This window comes from Pseudomonas sp. WS 5021, from assembly GCF_012985535.1.
Taxonomy (GTDB): Bacteria; Pseudomonadota; Gammaproteobacteria; order Pseudomonadales; family Pseudomonadaceae; genus Aquipseudomonas.
The window spans coordinates 1-17,309 of the sequence record NZ_JAAQWP010000003.1 but is presented as its reverse complement, the minus strand read 5'-3'; the positions used below and the strand labels follow the sequence as shown (position 1 = coordinate 17,309).

The window sequence follows — 17,309 nt, the reverse complement described above, 5'->3', positions numbered from 1 at the left end:
GTGTTTTTAACTGACTCCCCGGGCGTGCGGTTCGTTCAGGGCGAATGGGTGATGTCGGCAATATTGTCCGTGGCCAGCGCGCCGGTCTCGGAGGTTTCCAACACTACATAAGCACTGCTGCAAAACAACGAGTTCAGGCGTTTCATGTCGGCAATCAGCTCCAGGTGCAGGGAACTGGTCTCGATGCTTTGCACGATCTTGCGTTGCAGGCGGCTGACATGGGCGTGGGCCAGGCGCCGTTCCTGGGCGCGGAAGCGGCGCTTCTCGCGCAGCAATTGGCGGGCGCTTTCCGGGTCGGCGCTGAGGAACACCGACAGGCCCAGGCGCAGGTTGGCGATCAACTGGCTGTGCAGGCCGGCCAGTTCTTCCAGCCCGACTTCGGAAAACGAGCGGCGCTGGGAGGTTTTCTGCTGCTGGACCTTGCGCAGCATGCGCTCGATCAAGTCGCCGGCCAGCTTCAGGTTGATCGATAGCTCGATGATCTCGGCCCAGCGCCGGCTGTCGTGCTCACTCAGGTCTTCCCGGGGCATTTGCGCCAGGTACAGTTTGATCGCGCTGTAGAGCGCTTCGACATCATCGCTGAGGCTGCGCATTTCCTGGGTGATCGCGGTCTGTTTGCCGCGCAGCACTTCCAGCATGGCGGTCAGCATGTTGTCGATCAGGTCGCCCAGGCGCAGGGTCTCCCGCGCCGCGTTGGCCAGGGCCAGGCTTGGGGTGGTCAGCGCCGTGGGGTCAAGATGGCGGGGTTTGGCCAGGCCATTGGCCTCCGGGCGCTCCGGCAGCAGCCACGCACACAGGCGCGCCATGGGGCCGATGGTGGGCAGCAGGATCAGGCAGCGGGTGACGTTGTAGAGCAGGTGAAAGGTGATGACCATGCCCTGGGCGCTGTAGTCCAGGGTGTCCATCCACAGCACCAGCGGGTCAAGGACGGGAATGATCAGCAGCAGGCCAATCAGCTTGTACAGCAGGCTGCCCAGGGCCACCTGGCGCCCGGCGGCGTTTTGCATGCTGGTGCTGAGGAAGGCCAGCACGCCGCTGCCGATATTGGCGCCGATCACCAGGCCAATGGCCACATGCAGGCCAATCACCCCGGCGCCGGCCAGGGTTGCGGTCAGCAGCACGGCGGCCAGGCTGGAGTAGGAAATCATCGCAAACAACGCGCCCACCAGGGCATCGAGCAGGATGTCGCCGGTCAGCGAGGCGAACAGCACCTTGACGCCCTGGGCATGGGTAATCGGCCCGGCGGCTTCGACGATCAGTTGCAGGGCGAGAATGATCAGGCCCAGGCCGATACCCACCCGGCCCATTTGCCCGGCGCGCGTCTGTTTGCGCGACAGGAAGAAGATCACCCCGAGAAAGATCAACAGCGGCGACAGCCATGACAGATCCAGGGTCAGCACCCGCGCCATCAGCGCCGTACCGACATCGGCGCCGAGCATGGTTGCCAGGGCGGGCGTGAGGCCCATCAGGCCCTGGCCGACAAACGAGGTCACCAGCATCGCCGTGGCGTTGCTGCTCTGCACCATGGCGGTCACCAGGATCCCGGCAATGAACGCCAGCCAGCGCCTGGCCATGTTCTGCCCGATGACCTGGCGCAGGTTGGAGCCGTAGACCCGCAGGATGCCGGTACGGACGATATGCGTGCCCCAGATCAACAGGGTCACTGCAGAAAGAAGATTGAGCAGGGTCAGCATGCTCGGCCCCCTGTATTGAGTCGTGCTCCAATGGAGCAAAAAGTGCCGCGTGCCGTTTTGTAGTGTGTACTTAAGCTGTAGTTGGCGAACGGCCTGTGCGCCAGCATCGCATAGCTAAAGACGGCTTTGAAACAAAACTGTCATGAAATCAGCTTTTTGCGGGCGAAAAAAAGGGGCCCGCAAGGGCCCCCGTTTTGGTCATCTCGGGTTATTGACCCGGAATGTCCTTGCGCAGTTTCACTGGATCCTGCTGCTTTTTCTTCTTCGCGATGGCGGTACGCATCTTGATGTTGATGGCCTCGACCGCGAGGGAGAACGCCATGGCGAAGTACACGTAGCCTTTTGGCACATGCACATCGAAGGATTCGGCGATCAACACGGTACCCACGATCAACAGGAACGACAGCGCGAGCATTTTCAGCGACGGGTGCTTGTCGATGAACTCGCTGATGGTGCCGGCGGCCAGCATCATCACCAGTACGGCAACGACGATCGCGGCGACCATGACCGGTACGTGGGAAACCATGCCCACGGCGGTAATCACCGAGTCCAGGGAGAACACGATATCGATGATCGCGATCTGGATGATGGTGTAGATGAACTTGCCACCCTTGCCTTTCGGCTCTTCGTGGGTTTCGTCTTCACCTTCCAGGGCGTGGTACATCTCCTGGGAGCTTTTCCATAGCAGGAACAGGCCACCGAAGAACAGGATCAGGTCACGACCGGAAATACCCTGGCCCAATACCACGAACAGGTCGGCGGTCAGTTGCATCACCCAGGTGATCGACAGCAGCAGCAGGATCCGCGTGACCATGGCCAGGGCCAGGCCGAAGATCCGGGTGCGCGCCTGCATATGCTTGGGCATGCGGCTGACCAGGATCGAAATCATGATGATGTTATCGATGCCCAGGACGATCTCGAGTGCCGTCAAGGTGAAGAAGGCAATCCAGATCTCCGGATTGGTCAGCCATTCCATATGTGTTCCTTTGTGCGAGTGTTAGACCGCGCCGGGGTAAGGCCGGCGCAGTGGGTTGTTACGATTATAGAGTGCTGAACAGCGGGAATGTGCCCAACAACAATGCGGCGATCATTATGCACAGGCATACCAATACTGCCCACTTCAGGGTGAAGCGCTGGTGGTCGCCAAATTCGATACCGGCCAGGGCTACCAGCAGGTAAGTCGAAGGTACCAGCGGGCTGAGCAAGTGTACCGGTTGGCCAACAATCGAGGCGCGGCCCATTTCTGCGGCGGTGATGCCGTAATGGCTGGCGGCTTCGGCCAATACTGGCAGCACGCCGTAGTAGAACGCATCGTTAGACATGAAGAACGTGAACGGCATGCTCACCAGCGCGGTGATCACCGCCAGGTACGGGCCCAGGGCTTCCGGGATGACCGCCAGCAGGCTCTTGGACATGGCATCGACCATGCCGGTGCCCGACAGGATCCCGGTGAAGATACCGGCGGCGAAAATCAGGCCAACCACTGCCAGCACGCTGCCCGAGTGGGCGGCAACGCGGTCTTTCTGCTGTTGCAGGCACGGGTAGTTGACGATCATCGCGATACTGAAGGCCACCATGAACAGCACTGGCAGCGGGAGCAGGCCTGCAATCAGGGTGCACATCAGGACCAGGGTCAGGGCGCCGTTGAACCAGATCAGTTTCGGGCGACGGGCATCCGGGAACTGCGAGACGCTGATTTCGCTATGGTCGATTTCATCGCCTTGCAGGTGCAATACGCCCAGGCGAGCGCGTTCACGCAGGCCGTACATATAGGCAATCACCAGGATGGCCACTACGCCGGCGGCCATGGCCGGGATCATCGGTACGAAGATGTCCGAGGGATCCACGTGCAGCGCACTGGCGGCGCGGGCGGTCGGGCCGCCCCAGGGCGTCATGTTCATCACGCCGCCGGCGAGGATGATCAGGCCGGCCATGATCCGTGGGCTCATGCCAATGCGATTGTACAAAGGCAGCATGGCGGCCACGCAGATCATATAGGTAGTGGCGCCGTCACCGTCCAGGGACACCACCAGCGCCAGCACGGCCGTACCGACCGAGACTTTCAGCGGGTCGCCCTTGACCAGCTTGAGGATTTTGCGCACGGCCGGGTCGAACAGGCCGGAGTCGATCATCAAGGCAAAGTAGAGGATGGCAAACATCAGCATCACGCCGGTGGGCGCCAGCTTGGTGATGCCTTCGAGCATCATCGGGCCGATCTTCGGCGCAAAGCCACCGAACAGCGCGAACAGGATCGGCACGATGATCAGGGCGATCAGCGCCGACAGGCGCTTGGTCATGATCAGGAACATGAACGTGATGACCATGGCAAAGCCAAGGAAAGTCAGCATAGGAATACTCCAGGCGTAGCGCGGCTAGGGAATGGCGAACCGGGTGGGGTCAGCGCAGAACGAAAAGCGCGAGGCGTACGGGGGGAGTGGGGAAAAACAGGCGGGTACGAGCGGACATCAGAATCACCATTGTTGTTGTTAATTGGGCCCCTGGGCATAAAAACGCTCAGGTTGGCCAACCGGTCTATTGCCGGTAGTGAGGGCGATCCTAATCGCGAAAGCTTTCAGCCAGCTTTCGCTGGGTAAACAGGTGATGAACAGATGTTTCGTAGGATTGGTCTGGTTTTGATGTCTGTAAGGGCGCTATCGCGGGCAAACCCTAATACCCGTCAGTTAAGCGCAGATCCCTGTGGGAGCGGGCTTGCTCGCGAAAGCAGTGGGTCAGTCAACCTCAATGTTTGCTGGGCCGACGTCTTCGCGGCGATGCGGCGATCCGACAAGCCCGCGATGCTTCTGATCTTAAGGCAGTTGCAGGCCGCCGGCCGCCTTGTGCAAGGCCCGCAGATGTTCACCCACCTGCTTGAGATTGGCCTCGCAGGCGGCAATTTCCGCAGCCCGCGAAGGCTCCAGCAGCGCCCTCACCTCTTTATCCAGGTCGCCGGTCAGCGATTGCAGCTGCTTCTGGCGCGATGCGCTTTCCGACTCCAGGCGCTGCCATTCCTTGGGCTGGGGCAATCCATAACCGCTGCTGCCGAGCAGCTCCGCCGGGCGGCTGAGGAAGCCGCTGTTGGCGAGGATCTGCTGCAACGTCGCATCGGCCTTGGCCATGCCGCCGTTCTTCAGCTCGCGGGCACCGAGGTAGCGTTGCTTGACCTCGTCCTGGGCGAGCATCAGTTGTTTGCGAAAGCTCGCCTGTTCCAGCAGCAGCAAAGCGGCGCTGGTGCGCAGGTCAGCCTGGTCGAACCAGGTCCTGCGTTGCTCGGCGCTCAAGGCCAGCCAGTCTTCGACCTGGGTCTGGGGGATCGGCAGGTGTTTTTTCAGCACCTCGAACATCGCCTGGTAGCGCTCGCGGAAGGAGTCGAAGTGATAACCCAGGCGCAAGGCTTCGCGGCGGTCATCCAGCACACTGGTGTCGGCCAGCCCGCGGGCCTTGAGCACTTCGAGCAAACCGTTGGGGGTGATGTTGTCCAGGGTGGTCAGTTGCGGGTTGGCGCTGCCGCTGCGCAGCAGTTTCAGGCCTTCGACCGCGCAGTTGTTGGAGAGGAAGTAGTAATTGCCGTCGTAGCTCCAGTGCATTTCGGCGGCGTGTTCGACGGTGTCGTTGATCTCTTGGCGCGTGAGGATCAAGGGCACGGACGCCAGGCCACGCAGTTCGGTCTTGGTGTACTCGTCGATGACCTGGGCCAGGGGCAGGACAAATAGGCGTGAAGGGTACTTGCCCACCAGCCCGTCCCAGCTCGATAGCTGCACGTCGCCCACGAATGCGCGGTAGGACAACACCAGGTGCTGGTCCAGGTCCAGGCGGCAATCCGGGCCACGGGGGCGGCCCGGCGCGCAGATCACCAGGCGCAGCATGCTGTGGCCCCAGCGGCTCACCAGGTTCTGGTTGGCTTCGGCCAGCAGATAGTCGATGGCGTACACGCGCTCGGGATCGACCTGGCCCAGGGGCGTCTTGGCAAAGTCGTTGCCGGCGTTGAGGAAGGCGAAGGTGTTGGCGCACGCGTCCTTGGCGGGCGGGGCCCAGCCGAAGTGTTGCTGGTAGTAACGGTACAGCGCGGGCCGGCGGCAGGCGTAGCTCGGGTCGAGGAGGAAGTACTCCATGTTGACCGCGACGAACTCCTTGGGGTTGGTGATTTCGTACAGGTCCGGACTGCGCGCCACTTGCCGGTTGTGTTGCTCGCGCTCGCCACGGCGGCCGACGTATTGCGGCCAGCCGGCCAGGTCGAGCAAGCGCGGGTCGTCGCTGAGGGTGAAGCGCCGGTCATTCTGGCCACGGCATTGATCGGGCAGGCCGATCAGGCCGGTGATGTTGTTCTGGCGGCTGCAGCGTTGGATCAACGAGCGCTGGTCCTTGGGCCACAGGCGCGCGCGGTCGTAGATGTGGGTCAGTTCATGCAAGACGGTGGCGAGCAGCTCCCGGCGCACGGTGCCGTGGGGTCGCTGGGTCTGCTGGGTGGCGGCGGTACCGTCGGTGAGGCTGGCCAATAGCCTGCGGTTGAGGTCCAGTTCGGACACCAGCGACGCCTGGCCATAGGCGTTGGCGGGCATGTCGTCGGTCCAGCCGACGTCGATGCGCCGGTCCAGTTGCTCGATGAAGCGCGGCGGCAGCGCCTGCATCGCTTCATCAAGCAATGCCTGGCTGGCCTGCTGCTGGGCTGGGCTCAAGCCGTCGGTCTTGAGGCGTAGTTGCAGGCTGGCCTGGGCGGCGTTGCCGGCCAGCAGCACCGTCGCAGCCAATAGCCAGGCGGTGAGACGCCTCACAATGCGAGGATGGCTTCGGCGAGGACCTGGTCGCTGGCGTCGCGGGCTTCGGGCACGCGAGTTCGCAGGGTGTCGAAGGCGGCTTCCAGTTGCGCGCCACGGATATCGCCATTGCTGGCGACAAAGCTGGCGGCGTCATCGTGGGCTGCACGCACGACTTTGGAGTCACGGATGGAGGTGGTGGTGTCCGAGGTGAAATCAATGGTGCGGCCAAAGGCACGAACAATGATGTTACTGGTGGCCACGAGAGTTTGTGCCTGGGCGATATCTGCCAGCAAGAACAGGCCGAGAGCAGCTGCGATCAACGGGCGACGCATGGAATGACTCCAAAGGGTAAAGATGATTATTGGACGAGAATTGCCTGGGCCAGTTCAAGGTCACTGGACTTAAGTTTTGGCTGGGTGCGACGCAGGTAATCCAGTGCACTTTCCAGCCGGGCGCCCCGCCATTGGCCGTCAGTGGCAATAAACGCAGCAGCGTCATCCTGGGCTGCCAGTATCAATTTACGATCGAACGGCGCCGAGGTCACTTTGCTGGTGGCATAGGCGCTGGCGACGAGGCTTTGTGTGGACAGATCAAAGGCCTGGACCGGCCCGGCCCCGCACACGGCAAGCACCGTGGGAACAATCAACAAGCGGTATGAAAAAGCCATGGGACTCGACAACTGAAAACGAGCGCCAAGGCTAGCGTAATGCCCGGGCGAGAGCCAGCGCGGGTACTTCTATGCAGGAGCCGGCAAGTCGGCTCCTGCAAAACAGGCCTGGCTCAGATGGCCAGGATTGCCTGGGCCAGTTGCACATCAGTAGCGGCATTGAGTTGTGGCGCCTGTTGGCGGATTTGCGCCAGGGCGCTTTCCAGCTTCACGCCACGGATCGCGCCTTCGCTGGCTACGAAGCTGGCAGCATCGTCACGGGCAGCGCGCACGACTTTGTTGTCGCGCAGCGAGGAGGTGGCATCGGAGCTGGCGTCGGAAGTGGCTTTGAGAGCGCCCACAATCGAGTCGGTGGTCACGATCAGGCTGGTGGCGCTGGCATTGGCGGCGACGGCAAGCAGGGCTGCAGCGCTCAGCAAACGAAGACGGGACATGGGGTGACTCCTGTGTATGAGACGAACTAATGACGCGATAGTAGCTGGCGCCTATCTGTTCGGGTAGTGCGCAGTTGGAAGTGGTGGCTCACGGAGGTTATTTGACCGGTACAAATCAGCCAATGCGTAATTGTACTGGTTAATTGTTATGTTTTTTAAACTGTACCTGTCCAGGCATCGAGGATGGCTTCCACGCTATTTTTTCGTCCTCCCAGAAACAACAAAACCCGCCGCCGGTTACCCGGGGCGGGCTTTGCTACAACAATTCGGGGTGCTGGCGGTGGACCCGATAGGTCAGGGCCAGCGGGCGCTAAATCAGCGCCAGAACGGCTTGCTCAGCTCTTCGTAGCGTTGAGCTTCGCTGATCCCGGCATCGGCCAGCAGACGCGAATCCAGACGAGCCAGTTGATGGCGGCTGGAGATGCGGCGCTGCCACAACATCAGGTTGGCGATAACGCGCAGAGGCAGGGAAGCCTGGGTGTTGACAGCTTTATCTTCGAAGAACAGTTCGGAACTGAGTGTACGTTCCATGATGACATCCTTCCGCTTGTGGCGGGATTAGGTAGTGGTTTAACTGATGCCAATGATCCTCCTCCGGCGCAAGACTCTCTAGATACAGTTCACCTGTATTGTGAGGGGCCAGTTAACTGTTTATAGCGGCTGTACTGTACGGAAATGGGGCAACTGTACCTGTCAGCACTTATTTGGTGCGTTTTAGGCGTTTTGGAAAGGATTTGTAGGGTTTTGCGGTAGGAAATGACCGGTACAGCAGTACAGTTTTTTTCAAAAGTACCGCGCTCAGTTCCGGGTGAATGCAACTGTGCTTGCACCCACCCGGATCTGTATTGATCAGTCTTTGAGCATGTGCCCGGTTTCTTCCAGGTTGATGTGCCAGCTCAAGGCTTCGCGCAGGATGTGCGGGGTGTGCCCGCCGATGGCACAGGCGGCGGTGTAGTAGTTGTTGAGGGCGTCACGGTAGTCCGGGTGCACGCAGTTATCGATGATCACCCGTGCCCGCTCCCGTGGCGCCAGGCCGCGCAGGTCGGCCAGGCCGATCTCGGTCACGAGGATGTCGACGTCATGCTCGGTATGGTCGACATGGCTGACCATCGGCACCACGCTGGAAATCGCCCCGCCCTTGGCAATGGACTTGGTGACAAAGATCGCCAGGTGCGCGTTGCGGGCGAAATCTCCCGAGCCGCCAATGCCGTTCATCATCCGCGTACCACACACGTGGGTGGAGTTGACGTTGCCGTAGATATCGAACTCCAGCGCGGTGTTGATGCCGATGATGCCCAGGCGGCGCACCACTTCCGGGTGGTTGGAGATTTCCTGCGGGCGCAGCACCAGCTTGTCTTTGTAGCGCTCCAGGTTGCCGAACACGTCGGCATTGCGCCGCTCTGACAAGGTGATCGAACTGCCGGAGGCAAAGCTCAGCTTGCCGGCGTCGATGAGGTCGAAGGTCGAGTCCTGGAGGACTTCGGAGTACATGGTCAGGTCTTCGAACGGCGACTCGATCAACCCGCACATCACCGCGTTGGCGATATTGCCGATGCCGGCCTGCAACGGGCCGAGCTTGTTGGTCATGCGTCCGGCATCCACTTCCTGCTTGAGGAAGTTGATCAGGTGATTGGCGATCCCCTGGGTGTCGCTGTCGGGCGGGGTCACTGTGGAGGCGGAGTCGGCCTGGTTGGTGATGACGATGGCGACGATCTTCTCGGGCGGGATCGGGATCGCGGTGCTGCCGATGCGATCATCCACCTTGACCAGTGGGATCGGGGTGCGGGTCGGGCGGTAGGTCGGGATATAGATGTCGTGCAGGCCTTCCAGATTCGGGTTGTGCGCCAGGTTGATCTCGATGATCACCTGCTTGGCAAAAATCGCGAAGCTGGCCGAGTTGCCCACGGAGGTGGTGGGCACGATGTGGCCTTGCTCGGTGATGGCCACGGCTTCAATCACTGCGATGTCCGGCAGCTTGAGCTGGTTGTTGCGCAGCTGTTCGACGGTTTCCGATAGATGCTGGTCGATAAACATCACTTCGCCGGCATTGATCGCCTTGCGCAGGGTGCTATCGACCTGAAATGGCATGCGGCGCGACAGCACGCCGGCTTCGGTCAGTTGCTTGTCCAGGTCGTTGCCCAGGCTGGCGCCGGTCATCAGGGTGATTTTCAGGGGCGAGGTCTTGGCACGTTCGGCCAGGGCGTGGGGCACGGCCTTGGCTTCACCGGCGCGGGTAAAGCCGCTCATGCCGACGGTCATGCCGTCCTCGATCAGGGCGGCAGCATCGGCGGCGCTCATGACCTTGTTCAACAGCGAAGGCAAGCGGATACGATCACGGTACATGGATTGTTATCTCGGGCAACGGAGGCAAGGTGGGCAGTCTAGTGATTTCAAAGGCGTTCGTCCCGCTACCATGGTCGAATGCCAGGTGGCGATTTAGAGCCTTTGGTCGGGTTTTTCCCGTTAATAAAAAACCCCAGCCTACGGGAGGCCGGGGTTTTGGGTATTGCGCTGGAGCAGTGTTTATTCGACGGCCTTGACCATGTCTTCGATGACCTTCTTCGCGTCGCCGAAGACCATCATGGTCTTGTCCAGGTAGAACAATTCGTTATCCAGGCCGGCGTAACCGCTGGCCATCGAGCGCTTGTTGACGATGATCGTCTTGGCCTTGAAGGCTTCGAGAATCGGCATGCCGGCGATCGGCGATTTCGGATCGTTCTTGGCGGCCGGGTTGACCACGTCGTTGGCGCCCAGCACCAGCACCACGTCGGCCTGGCCGAACTCGGAGTTGATGTCTTCCATCTCGAACACCTGGTCGTAAGGCACCTCGGCCTCGGCCAGCAGCACGTTCATGTGGCCAGGCATGCGGCCGGCGACCGGGTGGATCGCGTATTTCACGGTGACGCCGCGATGGGTCAGCTTCTCGGTCAGCTCTTTAAGGGCGTGTTGCGCCCGCGCGACCGCCAGGCCATAGCCTGGGACGATGATCACGGTGTCGGCGTTGGTCAGCAGGAAAGTGGCGTCGTCGGCCGAACCGGACTTCACCGGGCGCGCTTCTTTCGAACCGGCCGGCCCTGCCGCATCCGGCGTATTGCCGAAACCGCCGAGCAGCACGTTGAAGAAGGAGCGGTTCATCGCCTTGCACATGATGTACGAGAGGATCGCACCGCTCGACCCCACCAGGGAGCCGGCAATGATCAGCATCGAGTTGTTCAGCGAGAAGCCGATGCCCGCCGCTGCCCAGCCGGAGTAGCTGTTGAGCATCGAGACAACCACCGGCATGTCGGCGCCGCCAATCGGGATGATGATCAGCACGCCCAGCACGAAGGCCAGGGCCAGCATCAGGGCGAAGGCACTGAGGTTGCCGGTGAACATAAACACCAGGCCCAGGCCCAGGGTGGCCAGGCCCAGCACCAGGTTCAACTTGTGCTGGCCGCCAAACTGTACCGGTGCGCCCTGGAACAGGCGGAACTTGTACTTGCCCGACAGCTTGCCGAAGGCAATGACCGAACCGGAGAAGGTAATGGCACCAATGGCTGCGCCGAGGAACAGCTCCAGGCGGTTGCCCGCAGGAATCGCGTCACCCAGTTGCTTGACGATCCCCAGGGATTGCGGCTCGACCACCGCCGCGATGGCGATAAACACCGCCGCCAGGCCGATCATGCTGTGCATGAAGGCTACCAGTTCGGGCATCTTGGTCATTTCTACGCGCTTGGCCATGATCGAACCGGCGGTGCCGCCGATCAGCAGGCCGACAATCACGTAGCCGATACCGGCAGTGGCCAGCTCCGCACCGAGCTTATAGATGAGGCCCACGGTGGTGAGTACCGCCAGCGCCATGCCGAGCATGCCGAACAGGTTGCCGCGTCGGGACGTGGTGGGGTGCGACAGGCCCTTGAGGGCCTGGATGAAGCAGATCGACGCGATCAGGTAGAGCGTCGTCACGAGGTTCATGCTCATTACTTCTGCACCTCTTCTTTAGCCTTGGGCGCTTTCTTCTTGAACATCTCAAGCATCCTACGGGTAACCAGGAAACCGCCGAACACGTTGACGGCAGCCAGGGCCACGGCCAGGGTGCCCATGGTCTTGCCCAGCGGGGTAACGGTGAGTGCGGCGGCGAGCATGGCGCCAACGATCACAATCGCCGAGATTGCGTTGGTCACGGCCATCAGCGGCGTGTGCAGCGCGGGGGTGACGTTCCAGACCACGTGGTAACCGACATAAATCGCCAGCACGAAGATGATCAGGTTGTAGATACCGGGGGAGATAAGCTCTTCCATCGTCTGAATCCCTGCTTAGGCGTTTTTGCGGATGACTTGGCCGTCGCGGCACATCAGGCACGCGGCGACGATGTCGTCTTCGAGGTTGATTTCAAACTGCCCTTCCTTGGTGAAGACCAGCTTCAGGAAGTCCAGCAGGTTGCGCGCATACAGGGCCGAAGCATCGGCAGCGACCGCGCCGGCAAGGTTGGTCGGGCCACAGATGGTCACGCCGTTTTCCACCACCACCTGGTCGGCGACGGTCAGTGGGCAGTTGCCACCCTGGGCGGCGGCCAGGTCGATCACCACGGAGCCTGGCTTCATCTGGGCGACGGTTTCGGCGCTCAGCAGCGTCGGGGCCTTGCGACCCGGAATCAGGGCGGTGGTGATGACGATATCGGCTTGCTTGGCGCGCTCATGCACGGCCAGGGCCTGGCGCTGCATCCAGCTGGTGGGCATTGGGCGGGCGTAGCCGCCGACACCGACGGCGCATTCGCGCTCTTCATCGGTCTCGTAGGGCACGTCGACGAACTTGGCACCGAGGGACTCGATCTGCTCCTTCACGGCCGGGCGTACGTCGGACGCTTCGATGACGGCACCCAGGCGTTTCGCCGTAGCGATGGCTTGCAGGCCGGCAACACCGGCGCCGAGGATCAGCACGCGAGCGGCTTTCACCGTACCGGCGGCGGTCATCAGCATTGGCATGAAGCGCGGGTAGTGATGGGCCGCCAGCAACACTGCCTTGTAGCCGGCAATGTTGGCCTGGGACGACAGCACATCCAGGCTCTGCGCACGGGAGGTACGCGGCGCGGCCTCCAGGGCGAAGGCAGTGATGCCATGTTCGGCCAGTTGGGTGATGGTTTCGTTGCTGAACGGATTGAGCATGCCCACCAACACGGTGCCGCTTTTAATCAGCGTCAGTTCGCTGTCGCTGGGGGCGACCACCTTGAGAATCAGCTCGGCGCCAAACGCATCGCTGGCACTGCCAATGGTTGCGCCTGCCGTTTCATAGGCACTGTCGACGACGCTGGCTTTGATACCTGCACCGCTTTGTACAGTGACCTTATGGCCCTGGCCGATCAGCTTCTTGATGGTTTCCGGGGTTGCAGCAACCCGCGTTTCACCGGTCTGGGTTTCGAGAGGAACACCAATGTGCACGTCAAATCTCCTGCATGATCTTTTTGCTTTTGATTTTTGTAAAAAGGCCAGTGCACCGCGAGTGGCGCAACTGGGGCGGCCGATCAGCACGACCCCGCTGAAATGACAGCAGGGCGCGGCATTTTGCAGGCGAACTTTACGGCCTTCAAGGGATTATGACGGGTGACGAAAAATTAACTACAAGTCACCCTGTGACTGATTGTCGCAATGTGCCGGAATAACCTCTTGGAATACAGGTGTTTAAAGGGTTATCGCGGGAAAAGTCGATTTACCCAATTGTCGACATGAATAACCGATCATTGTCCCCGAATACCCGCTGTAGGGCTTGCAGATATTGGCTTGCAGAGGGTTTTACGGTCGAACGGTACAGTCTGTCAAAAAGCGACATATACGTATATCTGTAGGTCTCGAAATTACCTGACTACAAGGTCAATAACTTGCCTGAGCCTCTAGAATTGATGGCTGTAGCGCTGTGCCTGATCAATCAGCCAGTCTCGAAAGGCGTGCAGTGATGCAGATTCGACCTTTCTTTCGGGAATCATCAGGTAATAGGCTTTGCTGCTGGTCAGCGCCTGCGGGTTGGCAATCACCAGTTGTTTCTCGCTCAGTTCCCGCTGAATAAGGAACGGTGGGATCAAGGCAATCCCCATGTCATGCATGGCCGCCTGGGACAGCATGGAGAATAGCTCGTAGCGCGGGCCTGTCATGTCCCGGGGGATATTCAGTTGTTGGGCGTTGAACCATTGGCGCCAGGCGTAGGGTCGCGTGGTTTGCTGCAGCAGTGGCAGTTCGGCGATTTCCTCTGCGCGAAAGTGCGTGCGGTTTTGCAGCAAGCGCGGGCTGCAGACGGGGACTGGATTTTCGCCCATCAGCCGATGAGATTCGGTGCCCGACCAGTCGGCATCGCCGAAATACACAGCGGCATCGAACTCGGTATCGGCAAACAGGAACGGGCGGGTACGGTTGGTCAGGTTCACTGTGACTTCGGGGTGTTGCTGCTGGAAATCCTTCAGGCGCGGGATCAGCCACTGCGTGCCGAACGTGGGCACTACCGCCAGCTCAATCACATTGGCGCCCTGCTGGCCCATCACTGACAGGGTGTCACGCTCCACGGCATCCAATTGCGTCGCCACTCGCCGGCTATAGGAAAGCCCGGCTTCGGTGAGCTTTACCCCGCGTCGCGAGCGCCGAAACAGCTCGACACTCAAAAACTCCTCAAGGCTGGCGATCTGTCGGCAGATCGCGCCCTGGGTGATGGAAAGTTCTTGCGCGGCCTTGGTGAAGCTTTCGTGGCGGGCTGCTGCTTCAAAGCTGACCAGGGCCGTGGTGCTGGGGATCTTTCTGCGCATGTACCGTACTCTCACTAATAAAAGGCTGTTGCGCCTTTCTCAATCGTTACGGAGTGAGAAATTAGCACAAGGCTATGCAAAAACCTCGTTTGCCCTCCTCGCCTACCCGGCCTAGGCTGCATGCACGACTTTTGATTTACTTCGCGAGGACTCACTCATGGGCGGTAAGGCAAGCTTCAACTGGATCGATCCACTGCTGCTGGATCAACAGCTCACTGAAGAAGAGCGCATGGTGCGCGACAGTGCCGAGCAATTTGCCCAGGACAAGCTGGCGCCGCGTGTGCTTGAAGCCTTCCGTCATGAAAAGACCGACCCTGCGATTTTCCGTGAAATGGGCGAGACCGGCCTGCTCGGCGCCATGATTCCTGAGCAGTACGGTGGCAGTGGCTTGAACTATGTCAGCTACGGCTTGATTGCCCGGGAAGTGGAGCGTGTCGATTCCGGCTATCGCTCGATGATGAGCGTGCAGTCTTCACTGGTGATGGTGCCGATCAATGAGTTCGGCACTGAAGCGCAAAAGCAGAAGTACCTGCCCAAGCTGGCCTCGGGTGAGTGGATTGGTTGCTTTGGCCTGACCGAGCCCAACCATGGTTCGGACCCGGGCGCGATGATTACCCGCGCACGCAAGGTGGATGGCGGCTACAGCCTTACCGGCAGCAAGATGTGGATCACCAACAGCCCGATTGCCGATGTGTTTGTGGTCTGGGGCAAGGACGACGCCGGCGACATCCGTGGTTTTGTCCTGGAGAAGGGCTGGAAAGGCCTGAGTGCGCCGGCGATTCACGGCAAGGTCGGCCTGCGTGCGTCTATCACCGGTGAAATCGTCATGGACAACGTCTTCGTTCCTGAAGAAAACATCTTTCCCGATGTGCGTGGCTTGAAAGGCCCTTTCACCTGCTTGAACTCGGCCCGCTACGGCATTTCATGGGGGGCCTTGGGGGCTGCGGAGTTCTGCTGGCACACGGCGCGCCAGTACACCCTGGATCGCCAACAGTTCGGGCGCCCACTGGCTGCCACGCAGTTGATCCAGAAAAAACTCGCTGATATGCAGACCGAGATCACCCTCGCCTTGCAAGGCTGTCTGCGCCTGGGGCGGATGAAGGATGAGGGAACGGCCGCGGTGGAGATCACTTCGATCATGAAGCGCAACTCCTGCGGCAAGTCCCTGGATATCGCCCGCATGGCTCGCGACATGCTCGGTGGCAATGGCATCTCCGATGAGTTCGGGATTGCCCGGCACCTGGTCAACCTGGAAGTGGTGAATACCTACGAAGGCACGCATGACGTCCATGCGCTCATCCTCGGGCGCGCCCAGACCGGTATCCAGGCGTTCTATTAATAGGAGTGTGACCATGGGCGCGCTATCGCATCTGCGGGTGCTGGATTTGTCACGGGTGCTGGCGGGGCCTTGGGCCGGGCAGATTCTTGCTGATCTCGGCGCTGAGGTGATCAAGGTCGAACGACCTGGCAGTGGTGACGATACCCGCGCCTGGGGCCCGCCCTTCCTCAAGGATGCCTATGGTGAAAACACCAGTGAGGCGTCCTACTACTTATCGGCCAATCGTAATAAGGAGTCGGTGACTATCGACTTCACGCGGCCGGAGGGGCAGAAGCTGGTCCGGGACCTGGCGGCGAAGTCGGATATCTTGATCGAGAACTTCAAGGTGGGCGGCTTGGCGGCGTATGGCCTGGACTATGAGTCGCTCAAGGAGCTCAATCCGCAGCTGATCTATTGCTCTATCACGGGGTTTGGCCAGACTGGGCCGTATGCGGCGCGCGCTGGCTATGACTTCATGATTCAGGGCCTGGGCGGTCTGATGAGCCTGACGGGGCGTCCCGAGGGTGATGAGGGCGAAGGCCCGGTCAAGGTAGGTGTGGCCCTGACCGATATTTTGACCGGACTTTACTCAGCCGTGGCGATTCTGGCGGCCATGGCGCACCGCGACCATGATGGCGGCGGCCAGCATATTGATATGGCGTTGCTGGATGTCCAGGTTGCCTGCCTGGCCAACCAGGCGATGAATTACCTGACGACGGGGGTAGCGCCCAAGCGGCTGGGTAATGCGCATCCGAATATCGTGCCGTATCAGGACTTTCCCACGGCAGATGGCGATTTCATCCTGACCGTGGGTAATGACGGCCAGTTCCGCAAGTTTGCCCAGGTCGCCGGGCAGCCGCAGTGGGCTGATGATCCACGGTTTGCTACTAATAAGCTGCGGGTGGCCAATCGGGCGGTGCTCATTCCATTGATTCGCCAGGCAACGGTGTTCAAGACCACGGCCGAGTGGGTGGCCCAGCTGGAGCAGGTAGGTGTGCCGTGTGGGCCGATCAATGACCTGGCGCAGGTGTTTGCCGATCCGCAGGTGCAGGCGCGTGGGTTGGCTATAGAGTTGCCGCACCCGTTGGCGGGCAAGGTGCCGCAGGTGGGGAGCCCTATTAGGCTGTCCAAGACGCCCGTGGAGTATCGCAGTGCGCCGCCGCTCCTGGGCGAGCATACGGCTCAAGTACTCAGCCAGGTGTTGGGGTTGGGAGCGGCTCATGTGGCGGCTTTAAAGGAGGCGGGAGTTATATGAGGTGTGTCTTCTATATAGAAGGGGTTCTACATGGCAGGAGTTGGTTGTTTTTTAATCGATCGTAACTAATTGATAGAAAAGCAAAATCAAGGGTTGACGGCAGATTCTAGAAGTCTATAATTCGCCCCACTTCCGGCGCAGTCGAAACGGAAAACTCCTTGGTAAACAAAGAGTTATGTGGTTTTCGGCAGCGGGTTGCTTCAGTTCATCGGAGCCAAAAAGAAGTTGAAAAAGAGGTGTTGACAGCAGCGTGTAACGCTGTAGAATTCGCCTCCCGCTGACGAGAGATCGAAAGCGCAAGTGGTTGAAGTTGTTGAGGAAAATCTCGAAGCTTCTGAAAATAATCACTTGACAGCAAATGAGGCTGCTGTAGAATGCGCGCCTCGGTTGAGACGAAAGATCTTAACCAACCGCTCTTTAA

The 17,309-nt window shown here is 60.3% G+C and carries 15 protein-coding genes; 2 read left to right on the top strand and 13 right to left on the bottom strand.

Features of this window, described 5'->3' with window-relative positions:
- Positions 1-35 precede the first annotated feature (35 nt).
- The 13 genes from HBO19_RS10005 to HBO19_RS09945 all read right to left on the bottom strand — a co-directional run bounded on the left by HBO19_RS10005 (position 36) and on the right by HBO19_RS09945 (position 14,315).
- On the bottom strand, positions 36-1,694 hold the full coding sequence (locus HBO19_RS10005) for a Na/Pi cotransporter family protein (protein WP_169954137.1): 1,659 nt from the start codon (positions 1,692-1,694) through the stop codon (positions 36-38).
- 208 nt (positions 1,695-1,902) lie between these two features.
- Positions 1,903-2,670 (bottom strand): TerC family protein, encoded by a 768-nt coding sequence (locus HBO19_RS10000; RefSeq protein ID WP_169954138.1) that lies wholly within the window; start codon positions 2,668-2,670, stop codon positions 1,903-1,905.
- Between the two features lie 64 nt (positions 2,671-2,734).
- Positions 2,735-4,042 carry a CitMHS family transporter gene (locus tag HBO19_RS09995; protein WP_169954139.1) on the bottom strand — a complete coding sequence of 436 codons (1,308 nt, stop codon included), beginning with the start codon at positions 4,040-4,042 and terminating at the stop codon, positions 2,735-2,737.
- A gap of 459 nt (positions 4,043-4,501) precedes the next feature.
- Positions 4,502-6,463 carry a DUF4105 domain-containing protein gene (locus tag HBO19_RS09990; RefSeq protein WP_169954140.1) on the bottom strand — a complete coding sequence of 654 codons (1,962 nt, stop codon included), beginning with the start codon at positions 6,461-6,463 and terminating at the stop codon, positions 4,502-4,504.
- Positions 6,460-6,780 carry a DUF2388 domain-containing protein gene (locus HBO19_RS09985; RefSeq protein WP_029290409.1) on the bottom strand — a complete coding sequence of 107 codons (321 nt, stop codon included), beginning with the start codon at positions 6,778-6,780 and terminating at the stop codon, positions 6,460-6,462. Before HBO19_RS09985 ends, HBO19_RS09990 begins: the two co-directional genes overlap by 4 nt.
- Before the next feature lie 26 nt (positions 6,781-6,806).
- Entirely contained in the window at positions 6,807-7,115 is a 309-nt protein-coding gene (locus HBO19_RS09980; protein ID WP_170057438.1) for a DUF2388 domain-containing protein, read from the bottom strand.
- 113 nt (positions 7,116-7,228) lie between these two features.
- On the bottom strand, positions 7,229-7,549 hold the full coding sequence (locus tag HBO19_RS09975) for a DUF2388 domain-containing protein (RefSeq protein ID WP_057442142.1): 321 nt from the start codon (positions 7,547-7,549) through the stop codon (positions 7,229-7,231).
- Positions 7,550-7,864: 315 nt separating this feature from the next.
- Entirely contained in the window at positions 7,865-8,080 is a 216-nt protein-coding gene (locus HBO19_RS09970) for a DUF1127 domain-containing protein (RefSeq protein ID WP_007911656.1), read from the bottom strand.
- Positions 8,081-8,398: 318 nt separating this feature from the next.
- The gene (locus tag HBO19_RS09965; RefSeq protein WP_169954143.1) at positions 8,399-9,892 is read right to left on the bottom strand and encodes an acetyl-CoA hydrolase/transferase family protein; all 1,494 of its coding nucleotides are present in this window, start codon (positions 9,890-9,892) and stop codon (positions 8,399-8,401) included.
- Between the two features lie 180 nt (positions 9,893-10,072).
- Positions 10,073-11,509 carry an NAD(P)(+) transhydrogenase (Re/Si-specific) subunit beta gene (locus HBO19_RS09960; RefSeq protein WP_038444899.1) on the bottom strand — a complete coding sequence of 479 codons (1,437 nt, stop codon included), beginning with the start codon at positions 11,507-11,509 and terminating at the stop codon, positions 10,073-10,075.
- Entirely contained in the window at positions 11,509-11,829 is a 321-nt protein-coding gene (locus HBO19_RS09955) for an NAD(P) transhydrogenase subunit alpha (RefSeq protein WP_003233786.1), read from the bottom strand. Before HBO19_RS09955 ends, HBO19_RS09960 begins: the two co-directional genes overlap by 1 nt.
- A gap of 15 nt (positions 11,830-11,844) precedes the next feature.
- Positions 11,845-12,966: a Re/Si-specific NAD(P)(+) transhydrogenase subunit alpha gene (locus tag HBO19_RS09950; RefSeq protein ID WP_065942441.1), complete on the bottom strand. Its 1,122-nt coding sequence runs from the start codon at positions 12,964-12,966 to the stop codon at positions 11,845-11,847.
- Positions 12,967-13,415: 449 nt separating this feature from the next.
- Positions 13,416-14,315 carry a LysR family transcriptional regulator gene (locus tag HBO19_RS09945; protein WP_169954145.1) on the bottom strand — a complete coding sequence of 300 codons (900 nt, stop codon included), beginning with the start codon at positions 14,313-14,315 and terminating at the stop codon, positions 13,416-13,418.
- A gap of 157 nt (positions 14,316-14,472) precedes the next feature.
- Between HBO19_RS09945 and HBO19_RS09940 the strand changes: the two genes are divergently transcribed.
- Positions 14,473-15,654, top strand: a complete 1,182-nt coding sequence (locus tag HBO19_RS09940) for an acyl-CoA dehydrogenase (RefSeq protein WP_029290432.1) — start codon at positions 14,473-14,475, stop codon at positions 15,652-15,654.
- A gap of 13 nt (positions 15,655-15,667) precedes the next feature.
- A complete protein-coding gene (locus tag HBO19_RS09935; RefSeq protein ID WP_170057437.1) occupies positions 15,668-16,888 on the top strand; it encodes a CaiB/BaiF CoA-transferase family protein in 1,221 nt (406 codons plus the stop codon).
- Positions 16,889-17,309 lie beyond the last annotated feature (421 nt).

What these genes read in the sequence shown, in the direction of transcription:
- HBO19_RS10005 (WP_169954137.1), bottom strand. Translation starts at nt 1,694, where the DNA reads ATGCTGACCCTGCTCAATCTTCTTTCTGCAGTGACCCTGTTGATCTGG.
- HBO19_RS10000 (WP_169954138.1), bottom strand. Translation starts at nt 2,670, where the DNA reads ATGGAATGGCTGACCAATCCGGAGATCTGGATTGCCTTCTTCACCTTG.
- HBO19_RS09995 (WP_169954139.1), bottom strand. Translation starts at nt 4,042, where the DNA reads ATGCTGACTTTCCTTGGCTTTGCCATGGTCATCACGTTCATGTTCCTG.
- HBO19_RS09985 (WP_029290409.1), bottom strand. Translation starts at nt 6,780, where the DNA reads ATGCGTCGCCCGTTGATCGCAGCTGCTCTCGGCCTGTTCTTGCTGGCA.
- HBO19_RS09980 (WP_170057438.1), bottom strand. Translation starts at nt 7,115, where the DNA reads ATGGCTTTTTCATACCGCTTGTTGATTGTTCCCACGGTGCTTGCCGTG.
- HBO19_RS09975 (WP_057442142.1), bottom strand. Translation starts at nt 7,549, where the DNA reads ATGTCCCGTCTTCGTTTGCTGAGCGCTGCAGCCCTGCTTGCCGTCGCC.
- HBO19_RS09970 (WP_007911656.1), bottom strand. Translation starts at nt 8,080, where the DNA reads ATGGAACGTACACTCAGTTCCGAACTGTTCTTCGAAGATAAAGCTGTC.
- HBO19_RS09965 (WP_169954143.1), bottom strand. Translation starts at nt 9,892, where the DNA reads ATGTACCGTGATCGTATCCGCTTGCCTTCGCTGTTGAACAAGGTCATG.
- HBO19_RS09960 (WP_038444899.1), bottom strand. Translation starts at nt 11,509, where the DNA reads ATGAGCATGAACCTCGTGACGACGCTCTACCTGATCGCGTCGATCTGC.
- HBO19_RS09955 (WP_003233786.1), bottom strand. Translation starts at nt 11,829, where the DNA reads ATGGAAGAGCTTATCTCCCCCGGTATCTACAACCTGATCATCTTCGTG.
- HBO19_RS09945 (WP_169954145.1), bottom strand. Translation starts at nt 14,315, where the DNA reads ATGCGCAGAAAGATCCCCAGCACCACGGCCCTGGTCAGCTTTGAAGCA.
- HBO19_RS09940 (WP_029290432.1), top strand. Translation starts at nt 14,473, where the DNA reads ATGGGCGGTAAGGCAAGCTTCAACTGGATCGATCCACTGCTGCTGGAT.
- HBO19_RS09935 (WP_170057437.1), top strand. Translation starts at nt 15,668, where the DNA reads ATGGGCGCGCTATCGCATCTGCGGGTGCTGGATTTGTCACGGGTGCTG.